This window comes from Nocardiopsis suaedae (assembly GCF_027706745.1).
GTDB classification, from domain to species: Bacteria; Actinomycetota; Actinomycetes; order Streptosporangiales; family Streptosporangiaceae; genus Nocardiopsis_A; species Nocardiopsis_A suaedae.
The window spans coordinates 51,415-73,658 of the sequence record NZ_JAQFWP010000034.1; the positions used below are offsets into that span (position 1 = coordinate 51,415).

At 74.3% G+C, this 22,244-nt stretch carries 21 protein-coding genes and 1 tRNA gene; 12 read left to right on the plus strand and 10 right to left on the minus strand.

The window, feature by feature from the left end:
* Positions 1-23: 23 nt before the first annotated feature.
* On the minus strand, positions 24-1,025 hold the full coding sequence (locus O4U47_RS18010; protein ID WP_270679053.1) for a D-2-hydroxyacid dehydrogenase: 1,002 nt from the start codon (positions 1,023-1,025) through the stop codon (positions 24-26).
* 377 nt (positions 1,026-1,402) lie between these two features.
* Between O4U47_RS18010 and O4U47_RS18015 the strand changes: the two genes are divergently transcribed.
* From O4U47_RS18015 to O4U47_RS18030, 4 genes are all read left to right on the plus strand, one after another.
* The gene (locus tag O4U47_RS18015; RefSeq protein WP_270679054.1) at positions 1,403-1,885 is read left to right on the plus strand and encodes a DUF3830 family protein; all 483 of its coding nucleotides are present in this window, start codon (positions 1,403-1,405) and stop codon (positions 1,883-1,885) included.
* Between the two features lie 75 nt (positions 1,886-1,960).
* Positions 1,961-2,929, plus strand: a complete 969-nt coding sequence (locus O4U47_RS18020; protein WP_270679055.1) for a maleate cis-trans isomerase family protein — start codon at positions 1,961-1,963, stop codon at positions 2,927-2,929.
* The gene (locus tag O4U47_RS18025) at positions 2,926-3,669 is read left to right on the plus strand and encodes a maleate cis-trans isomerase family protein (protein WP_270679056.1); all 744 of its coding nucleotides are present in this window, start codon (positions 2,926-2,928) and stop codon (positions 3,667-3,669) included. The genes O4U47_RS18020 and O4U47_RS18025 overlap by 4 nt, the downstream gene beginning before the upstream one ends.
* A 79-nt stretch (positions 3,670-3,748) precedes the next feature.
* A complete protein-coding gene (locus tag O4U47_RS18030; protein WP_270679057.1) occupies positions 3,749-4,411 on the plus strand; it encodes a GntR family transcriptional regulator in 663 nt (220 codons plus the stop codon).
* Positions 4,412-4,430: 19 nt separating this feature from the next.
* On the opposite strand, the gene O4U47_RS18035 is transcribed toward O4U47_RS18030, so the two are convergent.
* Entirely contained in the window at positions 4,431-5,765 is a 1,335-nt protein-coding gene (locus tag O4U47_RS18035; protein ID WP_270679058.1) for a hypothetical protein, read from the minus strand.
* A 134-nt stretch (positions 5,766-5,899) separates the two neighbouring features.
* On the opposite strand from O4U47_RS18035, the gene O4U47_RS18040 reads away from it, so the two are divergent.
* Positions 5,900-6,763, plus strand: a complete 864-nt coding sequence (locus O4U47_RS18040; RefSeq protein WP_270679059.1) for an NUDIX domain-containing protein — start codon at positions 5,900-5,902, stop codon at positions 6,761-6,763.
* Here O4U47_RS18040 and O4U47_RS18045 read toward each other — a convergent pair.
* Positions 6,740-7,546, minus strand: a complete 807-nt coding sequence (locus O4U47_RS18045) for a PhzF family phenazine biosynthesis protein (RefSeq protein WP_270679060.1) — start codon at positions 7,544-7,546, stop codon at positions 6,740-6,742. The genes O4U47_RS18040 and O4U47_RS18045 overlap by 24 nt on opposite strands.
* 221 nt (positions 7,547-7,767) lie before the next feature.
* Here O4U47_RS18045 and O4U47_RS18050 point away from each other — a divergent pair, with 221 nt between their 5' ends.
* The 3 genes from O4U47_RS18050 to O4U47_RS18060 all read left to right on the plus strand — a co-directional run bounded on the left by O4U47_RS18050 (position 7,768) and on the right by O4U47_RS18060 (position 9,975).
* Positions 7,768-8,184 (plus strand): hypothetical protein, encoded by a 417-nt coding sequence (locus tag O4U47_RS18050; RefSeq protein ID WP_270679061.1) that lies wholly within the window; start codon positions 7,768-7,770, stop codon positions 8,182-8,184.
* A gap of 172 nt (positions 8,185-8,356) precedes the next feature.
* The gene (locus tag O4U47_RS18055; protein WP_270679076.1) at positions 8,357-9,160 is read left to right on the plus strand and encodes a DUF2786 domain-containing protein; all 804 of its coding nucleotides are present in this window, start codon (positions 8,357-8,359) and stop codon (positions 9,158-9,160) included.
* 389 nt (positions 9,161-9,549) lie between these two features.
* Positions 9,550-9,975, plus strand: coding sequence for a PPOX class F420-dependent oxidoreductase (locus O4U47_RS18060; protein ID WP_270679062.1), 426 nt, complete (start codon positions 9,550-9,552; stop codon positions 9,973-9,975).
* A 45-nt stretch (positions 9,976-10,020) separates the two neighbouring features.
* Here the strand turns inward: O4U47_RS18060 and dnaN are convergent, their stop codons facing one another.
* Positions 10,021-11,184, minus strand: a complete 1,164-nt coding sequence (gene dnaN / locus O4U47_RS18065) for a DNA polymerase III subunit beta (protein WP_270679063.1) — start codon at positions 11,182-11,184, stop codon at positions 10,021-10,023.
* A 131-nt stretch (positions 11,185-11,315) separates the two neighbouring features.
* A complete protein-coding gene (locus O4U47_RS18070) occupies positions 11,316-11,786 on the minus strand; it encodes a DUF4442 domain-containing protein (protein WP_270679064.1) in 471 nt (156 codons plus the stop codon).
* Positions 11,787-11,963: 177 nt separating this feature from the next.
* Between O4U47_RS18070 and O4U47_RS18075 the strand changes: the two genes are divergently transcribed.
* The 4 genes from O4U47_RS18075 (at position 11,964) to O4U47_RS18090 (ending at position 17,081) form a co-directional block, all read left to right on the plus strand.
* Positions 11,964-13,952, plus strand: a complete 1,989-nt coding sequence (locus O4U47_RS18075) for a cation:proton antiporter domain-containing protein (RefSeq protein ID WP_270679065.1) — start codon at positions 11,964-11,966, stop codon at positions 13,950-13,952.
* 100 nt (positions 13,953-14,052) lie between these two features.
* Positions 14,053-15,306, plus strand: a complete 1,254-nt coding sequence (locus O4U47_RS18080; RefSeq protein ID WP_270679066.1) for a GTP-binding protein — start codon at positions 14,053-14,055, stop codon at positions 15,304-15,306.
* Between the two features lie 57 nt (positions 15,307-15,363).
* A tRNA-Ser gene (locus O4U47_RS18085) sits at positions 15,364-15,452 on the plus strand.
* Positions 15,453-15,881: 429 nt separating this feature from the next.
* On the plus strand, positions 15,882-17,081 hold the full coding sequence (locus tag O4U47_RS18090) for an acyl-CoA dehydrogenase family protein (protein WP_270679067.1): 1,200 nt from the start codon (positions 15,882-15,884) through the stop codon (positions 17,079-17,081).
* A gap of 79 nt (positions 17,082-17,160) precedes the next feature.
* Here the strand turns inward: O4U47_RS18090 and O4U47_RS18095 are convergent, their stop codons facing one another.
* The 5 genes from O4U47_RS18095 to O4U47_RS18115 form a co-directional block, all read right to left on the minus strand.
* A complete protein-coding gene (locus O4U47_RS18095) occupies positions 17,161-17,742 on the minus strand; it encodes a GAF domain-containing protein (RefSeq protein ID WP_270679068.1) in 582 nt (193 codons plus the stop codon).
* 74 nt (positions 17,743-17,816) lie between these two features.
* Positions 17,817-18,389, minus strand: a complete 573-nt coding sequence (locus O4U47_RS18100) for a GTP-binding protein (RefSeq protein ID WP_270679069.1) — start codon at positions 18,387-18,389, stop codon at positions 17,817-17,819.
* A complete protein-coding gene (locus tag O4U47_RS18105; protein ID WP_270679070.1) occupies positions 18,367-18,735 on the minus strand; it encodes a DUF742 domain-containing protein in 369 nt (122 codons plus the stop codon). Before O4U47_RS18105 ends, O4U47_RS18100 begins: the two co-directional genes overlap by 23 nt.
* Entirely contained in the window at positions 18,725-19,159 is a 435-nt protein-coding gene (locus tag O4U47_RS18110) for a roadblock/LC7 domain-containing protein (RefSeq protein ID WP_270679071.1), read from the minus strand. The genes O4U47_RS18105 and O4U47_RS18110 overlap by 11 nt, the downstream gene beginning before the upstream one ends.
* Before the next feature lie 113 nt (positions 19,160-19,272).
* Positions 19,273-21,252 (minus strand): sensor histidine kinase, encoded by a 1,980-nt coding sequence (locus O4U47_RS18115; RefSeq protein ID WP_270679072.1) that lies wholly within the window; start codon positions 21,250-21,252, stop codon positions 19,273-19,275.
* Positions 21,253-22,244 lie beyond the last annotated feature (992 nt).

A 22,244-nucleotide genomic window follows, 5' to 3' on the forward strand; every position in this document is an offset into this window, starting at 1 on the left:
GCCCGTCCGTCCGCGGGACGCCCCTACCCGCGCGGGTACCCCCGCGCCTTGTCCACGAGGTTGCGCGGCTCTTCGCCGCGCAGGCGGCGGTCGAGGTTGTCCAGGAAGACCCGCACCAGCTCGTCCTTCCACCCCACGACGTCCCCCGACATGTGCGGCAGCACGACCGCCTGGGGCAGGTCCCACAGCGGCGAGGAGTCCGGCAGCGGCTCGGCCTCGAACACGTCGAGGCCGGCCCCGGCGATGGTCCCGTCGCGCAGCGCGCGCACCAGGTCCTCCTCGACGACGATGGGGCCGCGCGCCACGTTGATCAGCCGCGCGGTGGGCTTCATCCGGGCCAGCAGCCGGGCGTCGAACAGGCCGCGGGTGGCGTCGGTGAGCGGCGCGGCGACGACGGCGTAGTCCGCGTCCCCGAGGGCGTCGCCGATCCCGCCCGGTTCCCCGGGGTCGGCGGAGACGACGGTGCCGAAGTCGGGGTCGCCGGTGCGGGGGGTCCGGCCCGCGCCCGTGACCTCCAGCCCGGCGGCGGTGAGCATGCGGGCGATGGCGCGGCCGATGGGCCCGGTACCCACCACCAGCGCGGTGCGGCCCTGGACGCGCTCGCTCTCGCGCCACTTCCAGGTGTGGGAGCGCTGGAGGTCGCGGCTGCCGTGCAGGTCCTTGGCGAACGACAGGACGAGGCCGAGCACGGTCTCGGCGATGGGCCCCTCGAAGACGCCGCGGGAGTTGGTGACCGCCACGTCGCTCTCCACCAGCCCGGGGAACATCAGGTTGTCCACACCGGTGGTGGCGGCGTGCACCCACTCCAGGGAGCCGGCGGTGTCCCAGGCGGCCGTCAGGGCCTCGGTGAACAGGTCCCACACCAGCAGGATCCGCGCCCCGGGCAGCGCTTCGGTGAGCTGCTCGGCGGTGGCGTAGCGGACCTCGGACAGGCCGGGGTGGCGGTCGATGCGCTCGCGGCCGGGGGGAAGCTCCCCGCCGTGCAGGACGACGAGGGCGGGCGCGGAGGGGTCGGCGGTCGTCACGGGGGCGGCTCCGGAATCAACGGTCGTGCTCGTGTCGCTGCTCCCCTACCCGTCCGCCCCGGCGGGCGATCACGGGTGCCGCGAAGCCTTTGAAACGCTAGGGACCGCCCCTACGATTGTCAACAATCGACGGGCCCGCGCACCCGGTGACGGGGGCGCGACCCGCCGTTCCCGGTGCGGCCGTTGATCCCTCGGGGACCGCGATCGTATGATTGTCGACAATCAGCGGATGATGTACCTCTGTGCGGGCGAGGACACCTGGTGAGGCACCGGAAAGCCCGCGCACGCACCAGGGCTGCGGACCGCGTCACGGGCGGCCGCCAGCACCGCGCCGCACCCACCGCGACGAAAGGGCCGATGCCACGATGCCCCGGTACATGTCCATCACTCTGGAGAAGCGCGGCGTGGAGTGCGTCGCCGAGCTCTACGACAAGGACGCCCCCCGCACCTGTGAGGCCGTCTGGAACGCCCTGCCCCAGGGCGGCGACGCCTACCACGCCAAGTACGCCCGCAACGAGGTGTACACGATGGTGCCGCGCTTCGCCGAGGAGGAGCCCGGCCAGGAGAACCCCACCGTCACGCCCATCCCCGGCGACGTCGTCTACTTCTCCTTCAACGGCGGCATGCTCGACCGCCGCTTCAAGGAGGAGAAGGGCATCGACGCCCTCCCCGGCGTGATCGACCTGGCCGTCTTCTACGGGCGCAACAACCTGCTGCTCAACGGGGACGTCGGCTGGGTCCCCGGCAACGTGTTCGCGGGCATCGTCGAGGGCCTGGACCGGATGGCCGAGGCCTGCAACGACGTGTGGCGCTCGGGCGGCGCCGGTGAGCGCCTGGTCTACCGGCGCCTGGAGCGCTGATCCGGTCCCGCCCGCGGACACGCGACGCGATCCGACGACCCTGCACAGGTAAGCGAAGAAGGAGGTGAGTGACCAATGCGGACCGAAAACGGAACCACCGGCCCGGCCTGCGGAGGAGGGCCCGGGGTGTCGGCGCCCCGGACCCGCGGCCCCGAGGCCGAGCGGGACGCGTCGCTGTCGCTGCTGGGCGAGCGCGGCCTGCTCCCCGACCAGGAGACGGCGACCGGGCTGGTGGAGATCTCGGCGGTGGCCGAGACCCCCTCCCAGTCGGGCGTGGGCGTGATCGCGCCCTATGACTTCGCGCTCGACCGCGAGCTGTGGCGCTGGGCGCCCGACGATGTCTCCCTCTACGTCACCCGGCTGCCGTTCGTGCCCGTTCCGGTGACCGTCGACCAGGCCTCGGCCCTCAGCGACGGTGACGGGGCGGCGCGCGCCACCCGGGACCTGCTGGCGCCCGAGCCCCTGGTCGTGGGGTACGCGTGCGCCTCGGGCAGCTTCGTCCACGGCGCCGAGGGCCAGCGGCGGCTGCGCCGCTCCATCCTGGACGCGGGCGCCCCCGCGGCGGTCACCACCTCCGGGGCGCTCATCGACGCGCTGGAGGCGGTCGGCACCCGCCGGATCGCCGTGGTCACCCCCTACGTGGACAGCGTCACCGAGCGCCTGGTGGCCTACCTCGGCGAGCACGGCACCGACGTGGTCTCCGCCGTGGGCCTGGGCCTGCTGGACCACATCTGGAAGGTCTCCTACGCCGAGGTGGTCGAAGCGGTGCGCGGCGCCGACCGGCCCGAGGCCGAGGCGGTCTTCATCAGCTGCACCAACGTGCTCACCTACGACATCATCGCGCCGCTGGAGCGGATGCTCGGCAAGCCGGTGCTGGCGGCCAACCAGGTCACCATGTGGGCCGCCCTGCAGGCGGTCGGCCGGCACCCGGTGGGCGCCGGGCAGCACCTCGTGGAGGCGACGGCCCCGGCCGGGGCGCAGGCGCACGGGCGCCGGGACGGCGGCGGGGGAGACGACACGGAGAGGCGGTCGGCATCGGCATGACCATCGCGGGATTCCTCTACCCCGGCTACAGCGCCGAGGGCGACTACCCGGTCTTCGCCGAGCTGCTCGGCCCGGGGACCGAGCTGCGGGTGGTGCACACGCTCATGCGCGAGGACGCGCACCGGGTGGACGCGCTGCTCGACGTCGGCGGGGACGACGTGCTCGGCGAGGGGGCGCGCGAGCTGCGCGCGCTGGGCGCCGACGCGGCGGTGTGGGCCTGCACCAGCGGCAGCTTCGTCTTCGGCTGGGAGGGCGCCTCGGAGCAGGCCGCGGCCGTGGGCCGGGAGGCCGGGTGCCCCGCCTCCAGCACCTCGTTCGCGTTCGTGAACGCGGTGCGCGCCCTGGGGCTGAGCCGGGTCGCCGTCGCGGCGACCTACCCGGACGACGTCGCGGGCCGCTTCGCGGAGTTCCTCGGCCGCGCCGGGATCGAGGTGGCCGCCTGGGCGGGCCGGGGCATCGTCACCGCGGCCGAGGTGGGCACCCTGCCCCCGGAGGACGTGCTGGAGTTCGCCGCCGCGGGCGACCACCCGGACGCCGAGGCGGTGCTGGTGCCCGACACGGCGCTGCACACCGCCGGGGTGCTGGACGCCCTGGAGGAGCGGCTGGGCAAGACCGTGCTCACCGCCAACCAGGTGAGCGTGTGGGAAGGGCTGCGCCTGGCCGGGGACACCGCCCCGCGCGAGGGGCTGGGCACCCTGTTCCGGGCCGGGGCGGCCGAAACGGCCGCACAGCGGACATAAGGTGCGACGCACGGAACGTGTGCGCGTGCGGCCGCCCGCCCGGGCGGCCGCACCTTCGAGAGCGAGGTGAACACATGTCATGACCTCCCCAGGACGACTCCATCCCGTGCCGAGGAGATCGACCTCGGAGCTGATCGCCGACCAGCTCCGGGAGGCGATCATGTACGGCTCCCTGTCCCCCGGCGACCAGCTGGGCGAGACCGACCTGGCCTCCCGCCTCGGCGTGAGCCGCGGCCCGCTCCGCGAGGCCATGCAGCGCCTGGTGCAGGAGGGGCTGCTGCGCAGTGAGCGGCACCGGGGCCTGTTCGTGCGCGAGCTGACCGCCGACGACGTGCGCGACGTCTACGTGGCCCGGCTGGCGGTCGAGCGGACCTCGTGCGCCCTGATCATGCGCGGGAACCGGGGCGAGGCCCTGGCCCGGCTGACGGCGGCGCTGGCGGCGCTGGAGGAGGCCGCCGCCACCGGCGACCGGGACGCGATGAGCGACGCCGACCAGGCCTTCCACCAGGCGCTGGTGAGCTGCTCGGGCAACTCCCGGCTGGAGCGGATGGCGCAGACGCTGCTGGTGGAGACGCGCATGTGCCTGACGGTGATGCAGCGCAGCTACCCCGAGCCGGACGAGCTGGTCGACGAGCACCGCAAGCTGCTGGACGCCATCTCCGACGGCGACGAGGAGCTGCTGCTGGAACTGATCTCGGCGCACATGATGGACACCGTCGAGCGGGTCAACGGCGGCTCCTGACGCGGCCGGGGCCCAGCCGTCAGCGCACCGCCGGCGGCACCGCGGCCCCGGCGGCGTCCGGCCCGGGCGCGGCCCGGCGCGCCCGGCGCCCGGTGCTCTGCCCGCCCACCTTGAACAGGATGAGCTCGAAGGTGGCGGCGAGCAGGCAGATCCGCAGCAGGTCCTGGACCAGGCGGACGACCACCGACACGGGCTCCAGCCACGGCCACCACTGGAACCAGTCGTCGGGCCCGAAGAACAGGTAGAAGCCGCGCTCCATCCACTCGGTGCCCAGCATGACGAGGACGTAGTACAGCGAGAAGGACAGGTAGAAGACCGGGCTGACGCCGAGGATGAACTTGAAGGCGTTGATGAAGGGGATGTACTTGTCCCCCGCGTCCTTGCGCATCCAGCTCCGGACCGCGGCGACCGGTCCCTTGGCGGAGGTCAGCACGCGTTCCACCCGGGCGACGCGGCCCTTGCCGTTGAACAGCCCGCTGTAGCGGTCCATCTGGGCGCCGAAGACGACCGCGGTGATGGTCAGCCACACCAGCGGCTGCAGGAAGCCGTCCTTGAAGATCGACCAGGTGGTGTCGACCGAGCGGGTGAACTGCAGCACCGCGTCCTGCAAATCCACGCCGGTCAGCGCCGACGCCCAGTTGATCACGCCGTCGATCTGGTCCTGCACGGCGACCCAGGCGGCGCGGCCCTTGGCCCACTTCCAGAACTCGGTGAACGCGGACACCAGGGTGAAGGTGCCCATGAACATCCAGGTGGCCTCGAACAGCGCCGTTCCCAGGCCGAGGATCTTGCCGTCGTTCTTCTTGTAGAAGTGCTCGCACAGCGCCCGCAGCCCGAACGCGGCGGCGGCGATGGCCAGCATGGGCAGGGAGTGGTCGAGCGTGCCGAGGTCGAGCAGGGTGTCCAGGCCCTCCTCGTTCACCGCGGCGACGGTGAGCTTGCGGTACTCCTCGGCGTAGAGGTCCCAGGCGCTGTAGAAGATCAGGAAGGGCAGGATCGCCATCGCGATGGCGTCCACCAGGGTGCGCTCGGCGAGGGCGACGCTGCCGCGCCGGGCCGTTTCGCGCAGGGCCCCCGACCGCACCCGCCGGTACTCGGCGTCCACCGTGACCAGCGCGGGGCGCAGCAGGTGGAACATGATGATGTAGGTGGCGAGCTGGACCAGCAGGAGCACGCCCAGGGCCACGTAGCCCAGCAGGGGCTCGAAGGCCGCCGCCTTGGCCATGACGCGCAGCAGTACGCGGTAGGTGATGTCCCCGGCCAGCCAGACGCACAGCAATGGTGCCCAGTAGCGCCTCAGGAGGTCGAGGGTGTCCAAGGGCAGTCGTGCGGCGAAGGAGGCCGGTCTTCTCATGGCCGCTGCATCTTATCCGGGCCGGGTGACAGACCGGTCGGCGGCGGTGCCGCTGGCCGGAGTCGGCCGCGCCGGACCCCCTCTGTGCGGTAGGAACGGGGGGAGACGGCGTTGACGGCGAAGGGGAAGCGCGGATGACCTCAGGGGCCACGGGCGACGGCGACGGCTGGATCACGCTGGCGGACGGCACGCACCGGTGGGGGCGGTACGGGGCGGCGGGGCTGCTGCTGCACGCGCCCGCCCCGGACGGCGGCCGGTGTGTGCTGCTCCAGCACCGGGCCGCCTGGAGCCACCAGGGCGACACCTGGGGCCTTCCCGGCGGCGCCGCGGACAGCGGGGAGGGGCCGGTGGCCGCGGCGCTGCGCGAGTTCGGCGAGGAGGTCGCCGGCGACCTGGGCGCGGTCGAGGTGACCGGGGTGTACCGGGCCGGTGACCGGGTCTGGCACTACGACTCGGTGCTCGCCGCCGCACCCGAGGCGGCCGAGTTCGCGCCCGGCAACGCCGAGAGCGAGGCGGTGCGCTGGGTGCCCCTGGACGAGGTGCCCTCCCTTCCGCTGCTGCCCGCGTTCGCCGACGCCTGGCCGCTGCTGCGGTCGGCGCTGGCGGCCCGGCTCGTCCTCGTCGTGGAGGCGGGCCCGGTGCTGGAGCAGGCGGGGGAGGCCGCCACCCCGGAGCGGACCTCGGCCCTGCGGGACGCGCTGTCCGGGCTGGTCCGGGGCGGCCTCCCCGCGGGGGACCTGCCCCCGGGACTGGGGCTGCCGCCGCTGCACACCTGGTTCCCGCGGGTGCGGCTGGTCACCCCGGTGCCGGTGGCCCCGGCGCCCGGGGTCGCGGTGGTCGCGGACCGGACCGGCGCGGGTGCCGGACCGGAGGGCCGGAGCGCGGTCCTCACCGTCACCGCCGCCGGAGGCCCACGCACCGTGCCCCCGGCGTGGCTGCTGGAGCGCGCGGGCGCGGCGGCCCCGGTGCCCGGGTCAGACCGCCAGGTGGCCCTCTGAGACGGTGACCGCCGACCCGCCGATGTGCACCCGCCCCGGCGCCTCCGGCGGCAGGCCGACCGAGAGCCGCCCGCCGCGCGCGGAGCACTGGAGGGCCTCGAAGGCGGTGCCTCCGAGCCGCTCCGCCCAATAGGGGGCGAGCACGGTGTGGGCGCTGCCGGTGACCGGGTCCTCGTCGACGCCGACGTCGGTGGCGAAGAACCGGGACACGAAGGCGTAGGGGCGGCCCTCGTCCGCGCGGGCGGTGACGATGACGCCGCGCTCGGCGTAGCCGCCGAGCCGCGCGGGGACCGGGTCCAGGCCGCGCACGGCCGACTCCTCGGCCAGCTCGACGATGAGGTCGCCCGTCCCGGCGGTCCCGGCGCGCACGATCCCGGCGCCGAGCGCCCCGGCGAGGCCGTCGGGGACCGGGGCCTCCTGCGGCGGGTGGGCCGGGAAGTCCATCCACAGCCGCCCGAGGCGCCGCTCGACGGTGAGGACGCCGCTCCACCGGGTGGAGAAGCGGATCGGGCCCTCGACCCCGTCCTCGGCCAGGGCGTGCGCGGCGGCGAGGGTGGCGTGGCCGCACAGCTCCACCTCGACGGACGGGGTGAACCAGCGCAGGCCGTAGTCGGCCCCGGCACCGCCGTCGGGGGTGAGGAAGGCCGTCTCGGAGAGGTTGAACTCGGCGGCCACCTGCTGGGCCCACCGGTCGTCGCAGGGGCCGTCCAGCACGACGACGGCGGCCGGGTTGCCCGAGAACGGGCGGTCGGTGAAGGCGTCCACGACGCGGAAACGGGTCATGGGCGGCAAGCTAACAGCGCCGCCCCCTCCGGCGGGCACTCCGGGCGGGGGCCGTTCGTTGGCCTCCTGAGGGCGGCCGTGGCCGGACGCGGCGGGAACGTGCGGAAACGGCGGCTCAGGGGTAAGTCAGGGGTGGGCCCTGATGGCCGCGGGGCCGTTCCCGGGCATGCTGGAGTGCAGACGTAGCGGTACGGCGGTCCACCGCCGAGCGAGGAGCTGTCATGACGCTGGAGCGCGGCAACGCATTCACTCCCGTCGCCTCGGCGACGATGATCTGGCCCTGGGGATGGGCCCTCGGAGCCGGAGCGACCACCGGCGCCCTCTCGTTCCTGCTCAACCTGGGGCCGGGCGCCATCGGGTCGGGCCTGACCACCGGGCTCTTCTTCTTCGCCCTCGTCGGCGGGGCCGTGGCCCTGATCGGGAGCAAGGGTGACCGCCGGGCGCGCCGCTGGGCCGGGCAGTACCCGTGGAAGTTCGCCGGGGCGCCCGCCGTCGCGGGCGGCGTCGGTGTCGGGCTGGTCACCCTGCTGACCGGAGGCGGCCTGTTCGGCGGGATCTTCGCAGGCCTGGGCACCGTCGCCCTGCTGTGGATCATCCTGGGCCTGATCGGCACGGTCGTCGGGGGCGGGAACCGGTAGCCGCCGCTTCGGGGCCGGGGCGCACGGGCGCCCCGGCCCCCGCGCATGCCCGCGCACCGGCGCCCCCGGCCTGTGGACGGTCGCGCCCCGCGCGCGCCCACCGCCGGTAACCTCGATGGAGGCCGCTGAGAGGAGCCTCTTGACCACCGACACCGAGGACGCCCGCCGCAAGATGGTCGAGCGGGTCCGCAGCCTGCTGCGCAAGGCCGAGGACCCGTCGGTGACCGACGCCGAGAGCCAGGCCTTCACCGCCAAGGCCGCCGAGCTGATGACCCGGCACGCCATCGCCGAGGCCGAGGCCCGCGCCCAGCGCGGCGAGGACGCCGAGGCGGTCTCCCGCCTCGACTTCCCCGTCTCCGGCACCGGAGGGCACGGCAAGGCCCGGGTCAAGGCGCTGGCCAAGATCGCCGCCGCCTTCGGCTGCCAGTCCGCCGTGCGGGGCAACACCTCCGCCAACACCGAGCGGACCCTGATCGTCGTGGGCACCGAGTCCGCCCTGGACTCGCTGCGGGTCCTGCTGCCGTCCATCACCCTGCAGATGGAGGCCTCGGCCCGGTTCACCGCCCGCAACCACATCGCCGACCTGCGCGAGCTGCGCAACCTGGACCGGTCGGCGCTGGCCACCGAGCGCAGCCGGTTCTACCGTTCGTTCATCCGCGCCTACGGGCACGCGGTGGCCGAGCGCATCCGCGAGTTCCGCGCCCGGCTGCAGGAGGAGTCCGCGTCCGGGGGCGGCCCGGGCGCGGGGGCGGCGGACGGCGAGCCGATCGGCGCCGAGCTGGTGCTGCGCACCGACGTGGACCGGGTCAAGGAGGACTTCCAGCAGCGCTTCCCCGACCTCAAGCAGCCCCGGCCGGAGCGCACCCACCACAAGGCCGGGTACCGCGCCGGATACCTGCGGGGCCGCAGCGCCCAACTGGGGATGGAGACCGCGGTCGGCGGCGGGTCCGCGTCGTCGCTGCCGGAAGGCGAGTGACGGCGCCCTCGTCGGAGTCACGGCCGGTACGGCCCGGTCACCGGGCCCACCGACGACGGGGCGGCGCCGGCGGCGCCGGCCCGCCCGCAGCGCACCCCCGGAACCCCGCCGGGTTTTCCACAGGTTCGGGGATTTCTGTGGACAAGGCCGTGTACATCCCCGGAACGGGCCCAGGACGCACCCCCTAACCACACGTCGTTGTGGATAAACCGCCCTTCGTGTCCGGTTCGGGCCACACCCGGCGCCCCGTCCGCTGCCGGTGCGGGTTCCCGCGCGGGCCGACGGAGACCCGCCCCCGCGACCCGATCACAGGCGTGGCGAAGGTGATTCAGGTCACTGCGTTGGGAAGGTGGTCTGTACACGAACGGACCCAAGGAGAGTCATCCTCGATGAACACGGCCACGCTCCTCAAACCGTTCCGCGGCCACAAGACGGCACTGCTCACCACCTACCGGTCCGACGGCGTCACCGGCGTGGACACACCGGTGAGCATCGTCGTCGACGGGGCGCGGATCCTCTTCCGCACCTGGGAGGACTCCGGCAAGGCCAAGCGGCTGCGCAACAACCCCGTCGCCGATCTGCGCCCCTGCAGCTTCCGCGGCGAACCCCACGGCCCGCCCGTCCGCGGTCGGGTCCGCCTGCTCGACGACGCCGAGGCCCGGCACGCGGCCCTGCTCCTGGGCAAGCGCCACCCGATGCTGCAGCGCTGGGCGGTGCCCGCCACCCACCGGCTGCTGCGCTACCGCACGCTCCACTACGAGATCATCCCCTTCGACCGCGAGGAGATCGCCAGCAACGAGGGATGCCCCGACTGACCGCGCCCGGCGCGGCGCACCCCTCGGCGCCGCGCGCCGCCGCCCTCAGGACAGGCGCAGCGGCATCACCAGGTAGCGGAACTCCGGCTCGTCGCCCTCGGACTCGGGGGCGTCGGAGATCACCGCGGGCTTGGTCGGCTGGGTCATGTCCAGGCGCGCCCGCTCGGTGGCCACCCCGGCCAGGCCGTCCAGCAGGTAGCCGGGGGCGAACGCGATGCGCATCGGCTCGCCGTCGTAGTCCACCGCGAGCACCTCGGCGGCCTGGGCGTCCTCGCCCGACCCGGCCTCCAGGACCGCCTCGCCCGCGGCGCCGCCGGAGCCCGGGGTGAAGGAGATCCGCACCGGGGTGCTGCGGTCGGCCACCAGCGCCACCCGCTTGACCGCCTCGGTGAACGCCGCGGGCGGCACCTCGGCCCGTGCCGCGGGCTCGGTCGGGAAGCGCTTCTCGTAGGGGATGAAGTCGCTGTCGATCAGGCGGGTGGTGATGCTCCGTCCGCCGCTCGCGAATCCGATCATGCCCTCGCCGCCCGACGCCGGCGCGCCGCCCCCGGCGGCCTTCGACAGGAACACCTCGACGTCGGCCGACGGGTCCAGGGTGCGGGCCAGGTCGCTCAGGGTGCGCGCGGGCACCAGCGCGGACCCGGCGGCCCCCGGGTGCTCGGGGCGCCACCGCATGCGGCGCACGGCGACCCGGTACCGGTCGGTGGCGGCCAGCGCCAGGGTGTCGGCGCCGAAGTCCAGGTGGACCCCGGTCAGCATGGGCAGCGTGTCGTCCCGGCTGGCGGCCGGGACCACCTGGCGCACCGCGCCCGCGAACGCCTCGCCCGGCAGCGACCCGGCCGCGGGCGGCATGTCCGGGAGCAGCGGGTGGTCCTCCAGGGGCAGGGTGATCAGGGTGAAGCGGGCCGGGCCGCAGGTGAGCAGCACCCGGCCGCCGTCGGCCTCGACCCGCACGGGGTGAGCGGGCAGGCTGCGCGCGATCTCGGCCAGCAGGCGGCCGGAGACCAGCACCGCACCGGCCTCCTCGACCTCGGCGTCCACGCGCGCGCGGGCCGAGACCTCATAGTCGAACCCGGACAGACGGAGCCCGCCGTCGGCGGCCTCCATGCGCATGCCCGCCAGTACCGGCATGGCCGGGCGCAGCGGGAGCGCCCGGGCGGTCCAGGCGACGGCCTCGGCGAACGCGTCTCGGTCGGCTCGGATCCTCACCCGGAAAACCTCCTGGAACTCGCCGCCCGGCCCGTGCGGACCGGAACTGCCGCCACCGTACTCGGCGGGGACGACAGTCCCCCGGAGGCCGCGTGCGCCGGACGGCCTCCGCGCGGCCCGGTCCCCGGGGCTCAGCCCTTGCGGTCGGGCTTCAGGGTCCAGATGACCGTCACGTGTCCGGTCACCGTGCCGTCCTCGGTGCGCAGCTCCACCTCCACCGGGAACTCCGGGCGCTTCCCGGCGTCCAGCTCGGCGACGACCTCCTCCCGGGGGCGCCCGAGCCTGGCCTCGGCCACCATGTCGCCCATCGCGACCTTCTCGAAGGTCTGGGTGACGGTGGTGGGCAGCGGCACGGCGCGGTCGAGCTGGTCGCCGAAGGTGCTCAGGATGATGGACCCCGAGGCCGACTCGGCCAGGGTGAACATCGCGCCGGCGTGTGGGCCGCCGATGTGGTTGTGGTGGGCGGGCTCGTCGGGCAGCCGCATCACGGAGCGGCCGGGCTCCAGTTCCTCGAAGCGCAGCCCGAGGGTGCGTACGAAGGGGACGGTGGCCAGGAAGCCGGCCTTGATCTGCTCCGCCGTCTCGGCGTTGAAGGCTGTCATGGACCTGAATGTTACTCGCGGGTAATGACCGGGGGCCACCCCCGGTCCTCCCCCGTTCCGCCGCGCCCCGGCACCCGCCTGCGGCCCGGCCCGGCCCTGGCCCCCCATAATGTCGGTGCCGCGCGTCGGCGCGGCCCGGACGGCACCGGTCCGGGCGCGGACAGGGAGGGATCCACCATGCACCTGGCGGCGGGTGAGAGCGTGCCCGAGTACCTGATGCCGCTGGCCGTGCTGCTGTCCGCGGCGGCGGTCATCGGCTACGCCTCCACCCGGCTGCGCGTCGTGCCCATCGTGGGCTTCCTGCTGGCCGGGGTGGTGATCGGGCCGCACCAGCTCGGCCTGGTGCAGAGCACCCAGGTCGTCGAGGACGCCGCCGACATCGGGGTCATCCTCCTGCTCTTCACGATCGGCATCGAGTTCTCCCTGGAGCGGCTGGCGGCCATCAAGCGCTACGTGCTCGTCGGCGGCGGCCTGCAGGTCGCCCTGGCGGTCGCGGTCACCGCCGGGGTCACGGCGCTCTTCGGCGCCGACTGGCGGGCCGCCGTGTTCACCGGGCTGCTCGTCTCGCTCTCCTCCACGGCGATCGTGCTGAAGGTGCTGGCCTCGCGCGGCGACACCACCCGCCCGGTCGGCCAGGCCGGGGTGGCGGTGCTGATCTTCCAGGACCTGGCCGTGGTGCTGATGGTGCTGTTCCTGCCCCTGCTGACCGGTGAGGGCGGCGGCCCGGGGGAGATCGCCCGGGCGCTGGGCACCGCGGCCGCGGTGCTGGCGGTGGTGCTGGTGGTCGCCCGCAAGGTGATGCCGCCGCTGCTGGAGGCGGTCGCCCGCGCCTGCTCCCCCGAGGTCTTCCTGCTCACCGTGGTGGCGCTGGGGATCGGCACCGCCTTCGTCACCTCGCTCGCCGGGGTGAGCGTGGCACTCGGGGCGTTCCTGGCCGGGCTGGTGGTCAGCGAGTCCCGGCACGGCCAGCACGCCCTGGGCGAGGTGCTGCCGCTGCAGATCGTCTTCAGCGCGCTGTTCTTCGTCTCCATCGGGATGCTGCTGGACCTGGGCGCCCTGGCGGAGCTGTGGTGGCTGATCGGCCTGATCGCCCTGGGCGTGGTCGTGGTCAAGGCCGTCACCGGGGCCGCCGCGCTCGCGGCGCTGCGCCTGGGGGCGCCCACCGCGCTGGCGGGCGGGCTGGTGCTCGCCCAGATCGGCGAGTTCTCCTTCGTGCTGCAGCGGGCCGGGCACGACGGCGGGCTGGACTTCGGCGCCCTGGGGGACCGGGGCGAGCAGGTGCTGATCTCGGTGACGGTGCTGCTGATGGTGGTGACCCCGGCGCTGGCCTCGCTCGGTGACCGGCTGGGCCGGGTGCTCGGCCCGCGCCGCCCGGCGGCCCCTGGGCCCGCCGCCAAGAAGGACCCCGCGGCCTGTTCCGCCAAGGACCCGGTGCTGATCTCCGGGTGGGGTCCGGTCGCCCGGGAGGTCGCCGCGACGCTGCGCGCCCGCGGGGTGCCGGTGTCGGTGACCACGCTGGGGCCCGACCTGGCGGCCGAGGCCGAGGCGGCCGGGTACCGGGTGGTGCGCGGTGACCCGGTCAAGCGCAACGTGCTGGAGCAGGCCGGGCTGCGCTCCGCACGGCTGGTGCTGATCTGCGAGAACACCGGGGAGGAGACGGCCTCCGTCGCCGCGGTGATCGCCCGCGCGGCGCCGGACGTGCCGATCGCGGCCTGCCCGGTCGACGGCCCGGCCCCGCGCGAGCTGGTCCGGGCCGGGGCGGACCGGGTGCTGGACGGCCCCGCGTCGGTGGCCGACCGGGTGTGCGCGGCGGTGGTGGACCGCCTCGGCCTGCCGTCGGCCGCGCCGGGGGACCACCCGCGCACCGACACCCCGGTGGACTTCCGCCCCGAGGCGGCGGGCGCCTGCCCGCACGCCGAAGGGGTGCGGGCGGTGCTGCCCCGGTCGGCGGGGTGCACCGACTGCCTGCGCGAGGGCCGGAACGACTGGGTGCACCTGCGCACCTGCCTGTCCTGCGGGAACGTGGGCTGCTGCGATTCCTCCCCGGCCCGCCACGCCTCCGCCCACGCCGCGTCCCTCGACCACCCCGTCGCCGCCTCCGCCGAACCCGGCGAGGAGTGGGCCTGGTGCTTCGAGGACGGGACGACGCTGAAGCCCGCGGACTGACCGAGCGCCCCGCCCTCCGGGAAGGGGGGCGGGTCCGGGCCCCGGCGGCCGCAGGATTGAATATGATCATCATTTTCACTCTCCTGCGGAAGGGACCCCCATGGACACGCCGTCCGGCCCGCCCCCGGCGGGCGCCCCGCTCCCGGTCACCGTGCTCTCCGGCTTCCTCGGCGCCGGGAAGACCACCCTGCTCAACCACGTCCTGGCGAACCGCTCCGGCATGCGGGTCGCGGTCATCGTCAACGACATGAGCGAGATCTCCGTCGACGGCGGCCTGGTGCGCGGGGGCGGGGCGCTGTCCCGCACCGAGGAGCGCCTGGTGGAGATGAGCAACGGCTGCATCTGCTGCACGCTCCGCGACGACCTGCTGGTGGAGGTCGCCCGCCTGGCCCGCGAAGGGCGCTTCGACTACCTGCTCATCGAGTCCAGCGGCATCTCCGAGCCGATGCCCGTGGCCGCCACCTTCGCCTTCCCCGCCCACGACGGTTCGGTGCTGCAGGACACCGCCCGGCTGGACACCATGGTCTCGCTGGTCGACGCGGCCGCCTTCCTGCGCGAGCTGGAGGGCGGCGACGACCTCGCCGCGCGCGGCCTGGACGCCTACGAGGGCGACGAGCGCACCGTCAGCGACCTGCTCGTGGACCAGGCCGAGTTCGCCGACGTGCTGGTGCTCAACAAGCTCGACCTGGTCACCGCCGAGCAGGCGGAGCGGGTGGAGGCCGCGGTGCGCCGCCTCAACCCGGCCGCCCGCCTGGTGCGCGCCGAGCGCGGCCGGGTCGACCCCGCCCAGGTCCTCGGCACCGGGCTGTTCGACCTGGAACGGGCCTCCCAGGCCCCCGGGTGGGTGGCCGAGCTCAACGGCGACCACGTCCCCGAGACCGAGGAGTACGGCATCTCCAGCATCGTCTTCCGCGCCGACCGCCCGTTCCACCCCGGACGGCTGTGGGAGCTGGCCGCCGAGCGCCTCGACTCCGGGGAGTTCGGCACCGTGCTGCGCTCCAAGGGCTTCTTCACGCTCGCCTCCCGGCCGGGCGTGGGCGGGCTGTGGTCCCAGGCCGGACCCGTCCTGCACACCGAACCCCTCGGCGCCGACCCGGCGATGGCCGACGGCGGCGGGGGCCCCTCACAGGGCTCCGCCCAGGAACTGGTCTTCATCGGGCAGGCCCTGCGGGGGGACGCGCTCCGCGCGGCGCTGGAGGGGTGCCTTCTCACCTCCGGCGAGCACGCTTCGGCCGCGCGGTCCTTCGAGGACCCGTTCCCCGAATGGGACGCGCACGCCCACGGAGACCACGCGCACGCCCATGGGTTCCCCGGCTCCCGCCTCCACGAAGGCGCGGAGCGTGAGCTAGCATGAGCGCGGAGAGCGGGCCGCCCGAGTGGACGGGATCCCGGGGTCGGCGACCGCGCTCACGGAGGGTTCGCATAGCGGCCTAGTGCAGTGCTCTTGAAAAGCGCCAAGCCCTTGACCGGGCTTCGTGGGTTCGAATCCCACACCCTCCGCGTACTGGGCCCGCCCCCTGCGGGGGCGGGCCTTCCGTGTTCCCGGCGCCGCCCGCGACGGCGCCGGATCCCGCTTCCGCCCTCTGGAAACCGAACGGCGTCCGCTCCACTCGCGCCTCTTCCGGAGCCCTTACACACCTCTTCCGCCACGGCGATGGGCCCAGCGGACACGCCCGTGGATTGCCGCAGGTCCGCAGCATTTTTCCGGGTGACAATTCACGGGTGTACCGCCGAAAGGGCGGAACGAAACGTGAGACCTCTCACGGGCGCCGTCAGATGGGCAAAGGACGCCAAGGCCTTGTGTTTCTCATCCACGGAAATCAAGATGATCTCCCGGTAGGGCCTGAAGACCCTGGATCCCCTGGGGCTCAGGCCTTCCCGCTGTGCGCACCCCCGTCGCACCATCGATCCACGCATGAGGAGACCCCCTTGGTCGAACCGTTCACCACGGAACGGCACGAGCGTCTGCGAAAAGAGGTCAGAGCATTCGCGGAAGCCGAAGTGGCCCCCCTTGTCCCGGAGATGGAGGCCTCCCGAACCGTCCAATATGAACTGTCCCGACGGATCGCCGAACAGGGCTGGATCGGCGTGACCATCGATTCCGGACACGGCGGAATGGGACTCGGCCACCTGGCCAAAACCGTGATCATCGAGGAGCTCTCGCGCGTGAGCGGCGCGATGGGCGCCATGGTCCAGGCGTCCCAGCTCGGCGTCGCCAAGATCGTGCACTTCGGCGACGAGGCCCAGAAGCGGGCCTGGCTGCCGTCGATCGCCGCGGGCGGCTGCCTGCCCACCATCGCCGTCACCGAGCCCGAGTCCGGCGGCCACGTGCTGGGCATGGGCACCACCGCCGTCCGCGACGGCGACGACTACATCCTCAACGGCCGCAAGGTCTTCGTCGGCAACAGCCACGTCGGCGACCTGCACGGGGTCGTGGTGCGCACGGGGCCCGGCTCCAAGGGCCTGTCCGCGTTCCTGGTCGAGGCCGACCGCCCCGGCTTCTCCCTCGGCGAGCACGTGCCCTCCATGGGGCTGCACGGCTTCAGCTTCGGCGAGCTGGTGTTCGAGGACTGCCGGGTCCCCGCCGCCAACCGGCTCGGCGAGGAGGGGGACGGCCTTCCGGTCGCCTACTCCTCCAGCGTCCTCTACGGCCGCGCCAACCTGGCCGCGGTCTCCCTCGGCATCCACCAGGCCATCGTCGACGAGACCCTCGCCTACGCCGCCGAGCGGGAGCGCTACGGCCGGCCGCTGGCCGAGCTGCCCAACATCAAGATCAAGCTGGGGCGGATGCGGTCCCGGCTGATGACCGCGCGCATCGCCCTCTACCACGCCGTCCACCTGCTCGACCACGGGATGCCCTGCGACGCCGAGCTGATGAACGCCAAGCTCGTCAACGTCGAGTCGTCCCTCGACACCGCCCGCGACGCCCTGGAGGTGCACGCCGCCTGCGGTCTGTTCACCGACCGCCCGCTGGAGCGGTACGTGCGCGACGCCCAGCACATCTTCGCCCCCGCCGGGACCTCGGACATCCAGCTCCTGCGGCTGGCCGAGTTCGGGCTCGGCACCGCCAAGGGGCAGTGGTCGGAGAAGATGGCCGCGCCCTTCGCCCCCGAGTACGCCGCGCCCTGAGCACGTCCGGGACGACGGCGGAGGAGCGCGGTGCCCCGCACCGCGCTCCTCGCGTGTATCCAGTGTCCGGTGGACCGCGCTACTCGGCGGCGCCCTCCCGGACGTCCCCGCGCCGGTGGACCAGGTCCATCAGCTCGGCGGCGCGCTCCTTGATCAGCTCCAGGCCGGGGCGCCCCCATGGCCGCGCCTCCCGGTCGACCACGCAGATCGTGCCCAGCGTGGTGCCGTCCCGGTCGATCAGCGGCGCCCCCATGTAGGAGCGGATGCCGATCTCGTCGACCACCGGGTTCCCGGCGAAGCGCGGGTAGTCGCACACGTCGTCCAGCACCAGCGGCAGGCGGCGGGCCACCACGTGCGGGCAGTAGCCGTGGTCGCGCTCCATCACCCGGTCGGGGGTGTCGGCGGCGCTGGCCTCGGTGCTGAGCACCGACCCGCCCTGGGCGCCGTCGGAGACGTACAGGCCGGCGAAGTACTGGTGGTCCTCCTTGATGAAGTTGACCATCGCGAACTGGGCTCCGGCCGCCTGGGCCAGGTCGCGGGCGAAGGCGTCGAACTCGGCGTCGGGCACGGAGCCCACGCCCAGCTCGTCCAGGCGCGCCACCCGGTCGGCGGCCTCCTGGTCCTCGGGGACGATGATGTGTCCTTCGGGTGCGTCGGTCACGGGGGACTCCGTTCGGCAGGGTTTCGCAGTGCTGGACGGTGCTGGACGGTGCTCGGCGGTGCCGGGCCGCGCCGCTAGCCGGCGGGGACGGTGATCAGGTGGCGGACGAGCCCGATGAGCACCTCGGTGGCCGAGCGGGCGTCGCGGGCGTCGCACGTCAGCACCGGGGTCCCCGCGCCGAGTTTGAGCGCCGAGCGCACCTCCTCGGGGGTGTACCGGTAGGCGCCGTCGAACTCGTTGACCGCCACCAGGAACGGGATGCGGCGGTGCTCGAAGAAGTCGACCGCCGAGAAGCAGTCCTGCAGGCGGCGCGGGTCGGCCAGCACGACCGCGCCCAGCGCCCCGTTGGACAGCTCGTCCCACATGAACCAGAACCGGTCCTGGCCGGGCGTGCCGAACAGGTACAGCACGTGTTCCGGGTCCATGGTGATGCGGCCGAAGTCGAACGCCACGGTGGTGGTCGTCTTGTCCTCGACCCCGTGCAGGTCGTCGTGGCCCGCGCTGGCCGCGGTGATGAGCTCCTCGGTGCTGAGCGGCTCGATCTCGCTGGCGGAGCCGATGAAGGTGGTCTTTCCGACCCCGAAGCCGCCCGCGACCAGGACCTTGACGGCGGTCGGGAACGGGTCAGAGCCGTCGCTGTAGGCCATCGAGCAGGATCTCCAGTAGGCGACTGTCGGAGGGGTCGGCGGCCGGGCGCGGCGCCTGGGCGGCCACCGCCCCGGCGTCGACCAGGTCGGACAGCAGGACCTTGGTGACCGCGGCGGGCAGCCGCAGGTGCGCGGCCACCTCGGCCACCGATGTCGGGCCCTTGCACAGCCGCAGGGTGCGGGCGTACTCGGGGGTCAGGTCGGACTGGCCCACCCGGCCGGTGGAGGCCACCAGCGACATCAGGTCCAGCTTCCGGGTGGGGGCGGTGCGGCCGTTGCTCACCGTGTACGGGCGCACCAGGCGCCCGGCGTCGTCGTCGATGAGGGGCTCGTCGTCAGCGGCCATGGCCGCCCGCGCCGTCGGGGGCCGACCGGGCCGGGGTGGCCAGGAAGGGCCGCACGCTCTTGATGAGCTGGGACATCTCGTAGCCGAGGACGCCGGCGTCGGCCTCCCGGTCGGCCAGCACCGCCAGCACCGAGCCGTACCCGGCGGAGGCGACGAACAGCAGCGAGGTGTCCAGCTCGACGACGACCTGGCGGACCGCGTCGCCGCCGCCGAACCTCACCCCGGTCCCGCGGGCCAGGGAGAACAGGCCGGAGGCGATGGCCGAGAGCTGCTCGGCGCCTTCGCGGTCCAGGCCGTGCGCGGCCTTGGTGAGGCCGTCCGAGGACAGCAGGACGGAGCTGCGGGTATGCGGGACGCGCTGGACCAGGCCGCTGAGCAGCCAGGCGAGGTCCGAATCCGGACCCGGGGGCGCAGGGCTCACCATCGTGTGGGACTCACTTTCAAGAGGGACGGGGCACTCGAAAGATCGGGCGGGCGTGCCGCACCGGGCAGGCGGCTCCTGGGACGGCCGCGCGGCGGGCGCGCCGGGGAGGGGCCTCAGGAGGCGGGGGTGCCGTCACCGCCCTCCTGTTCTGCGCGGCGGAACCCTCCCTGGTAGGCGGCCATCAGGCCGAGCGTCGGGACGTCCTCGCCGGGAGTGCCCGGTGCGCCGGCGCCCGGGGTGTCGGGGCCGCCGGGAGCGCCGTCGGGGCGGCGCAGTTCGGGGGCGAGGCTCTCCTGGACCCGCCGTTCGGGGAGCGGGGGCCGCGCGGAGTTGTCCGGTGGGGCCCCGGGCCCGGCGGGGGCCTGTCCTCCGGCGGGCTGCCCCCCGGGCGCGGGCTCCGGGGCGGCAGGCGGGGGCGGGGCGGGCCGGGCGACGCCCGCGCGCTCGAAAGCCGATGCGACCACCGACGACTGCGCGGAGGGCATCGGTCCGGGGGCGGTCGCGGGGGCCGGATTCGGGGCCGGGCTCGGCGCGGGTTCTGCAGGGTCCTGCACGGCGACGGCCTCCCTGGAGGGTGCGGAGCGGTCGGCCGGGGCCTCGGGGACGCGGTATCCACCGGTCGTCGGCCGCCCCCCGGCGGCGCCGTTCGGGGCCGGGGCTTCGGACCGGACCGGAGCCGAAACCGGGGCCGCAGCCGGAACCGGCCCCTGGGCCTGTTCCCGCCCCTGCGCCGCGGGCTCCGCCGCGTCCTGGACGGGCCTGCGCCGCGGCCGGTCCTCGACCGTTCCCAGCAGCGCGGACGGGAGCACGACCACGGCCAGGGTCCCGCCGTAGACGCTGGACTGGAGCTGCACCCGGGCGCCGTGCTTGCGGGCCAGGGCGGCCACCACGAACAGCCCGATGCGGCCGTCCCGCAGCAGCTCGCCGATGTCGACCCGGTCGGGCTCGGCGAGCAGCTCGTTCATCCGCCGCCGCTCCTCGGGGGGAACGCCCAGCCCGCGGTCCTCCACCTCGACCGCGATTCCCGCGCCGACCTCCTCGGTGCGCAGCAGCACCCGGGTGCGCGGCGGGGAGAACTTGGTGGCGTTCTCCACCAGCTCGGCGATGAGGTGGATGACGTCGACCACGGCCCCGCCGGCCAGGGTGCCGCCGGAGGGCGGGACCACCTTGACCCGGGAGTAGTCCTCGACCTCGGCCACCGCCGAGCGCAGCACCTCGTAGAGGTTGACCGGCCGGCTCCAGCGCCGCCGGGAGGAGGCGCCGCCGAGCACGGCCAGGCTCTCGGACTGGCGCCGCATGCGGGTGGCGAGGTGGTCGATGGTGAACAGGCCCTTGAGCAGGTCCGGGTCCTCGACCTGGGCCTCCAGCTCGTCGAGGAGGCCGATCTGGCGGTGCACCAGGGACTGCATGCGCCGGGCCACGTTGACGAAGACCTCGACCTGCTGCCCGGTGCCCAGGTGGGGGGCGGGGGCTCCGGAGGGGACGGGGGCGCGGCGGCCCTGGGCGTCCGCCGCCTCGGTGCGGACGGCGGGGGACGGGGCGGCGGGCCGCTCCGGCACCGCCTGCGCGGCCGCCTCCGCGCCGTCCTGCCGGGCGAGGTGGGCCCGGTGGGCGCGGACGGCGGTGTTCCAGGCGGCGCTCAGGGCCGCGCGCTGCTCGTGGGCCAGGAGGGCGAAGGCGTCGCCGCCGGAGGGAAGGCTGGGCTCGGCGACCGGCCGCACGTCCTCGCCGCGCTCGACGCGCGCGGACAGGTGCAGCAGCGCGCCGCGGGTGCGCTCGCTGCGGCGGCGCAGGGCCTCGGCGGCGCGCTGCACCCTGGTGGTGGCGCGCTCGGCCAGCAGGACCGCGCCGGCCATGATGAGGGCGGCGCAGGCACCGGCGGCGATGAGCACGATGGCCGCGGTCATGTCCGTGGGGGACGCCGTGAGCAGGGCCGCGACGGCGACGGCCGCGACGGCCGCGACCAGCAGGGCGGGGAGCAGGGAGATCCACACGTGGACCGAGCGGACCCCGCTCAGGTCCGCGTCGGGGTCGTCGCCCAACGCCGACGACTCCCCGGGGACGCCCGCGACGGTCGGGGGAAGATCAGACATCGCAGTCCTCGGTCACATGGGGGCGGATCGGCAACAGGGATCACCATACGACCTCTCCGGTCGTGCTGTGGACAATATGCATTGCGTCCACACGCAATTCACACACCCTTGACCCGGATGCGAAAACCCCTGCGGCTACGCGCCTCCCGTAACCGCGACCGATCCTCGCAGAGCACGGTACAAGGGGTTCTGGGCCCCCCTTTTCAGAGGGGTCCGGCGTCCATTCCACCCGTCAGTCCGGAATCAGACACCAAGTGACATATCGGGAGAAATAATCCACCACTGAGTGACCCATGCCACGTCGTGGGCCCACCCCCGGGTCGACTGGGCCTCCCCCTGGGCGGCGGGCCGCCGGGGTGCGAGGTGGACGGCGGTGACGACGGGACCAGCCGGTACCCCGCCCAGGGGCACCAGCCGGGCGGCGGGCCACCGGAGTGCGAGGCAGAAGGCGGCGACGACAAAGGCCGGCGGCCCTAGCTGCGGGTCGGTCGGCCGCCGGGGGAGTGCGTGGTCCCCGCGCTCGGCGGCGACGGCGGAAGCGGGCCGGTTCTCCGGACCTGCCTGCCGCCCACCGGCCCCCTCGCGGTCCAGGCGGCGGCGCGACCGGGAAGGTGAGGCGTATTCGTGTTCGTGGCGGCCGCCGGGCCCGCCCCTCGGGGCCTCGGGCAGGCCGCCCGGGGGTGCGGGTTCGTCGAGATGCGCCTGATGGCCGGGCGGCAGGCGCCATCTCAACCAACGTGCACCCCTCCGACGAGAATCTCCCGCATGGTGAGACGCACGGGCCGTGGTTCGCCCTCTCCGACACCCGGACCCGCCCCGAACCCGACAGCGCCATGACCTGGGCGACCACTCCGCGTTAAGGGGCAAGAGGGCCACGAACCGCGCTCAGCGACACCCGCGCGGGCCCCGGGCGTGCGAAGTCGACGATTCCAGAACAGGGTGGGTTCTAGTTTGTGTTGCAAGTGTGCAGGTCCGAGAGGGAGGAGCGGGAC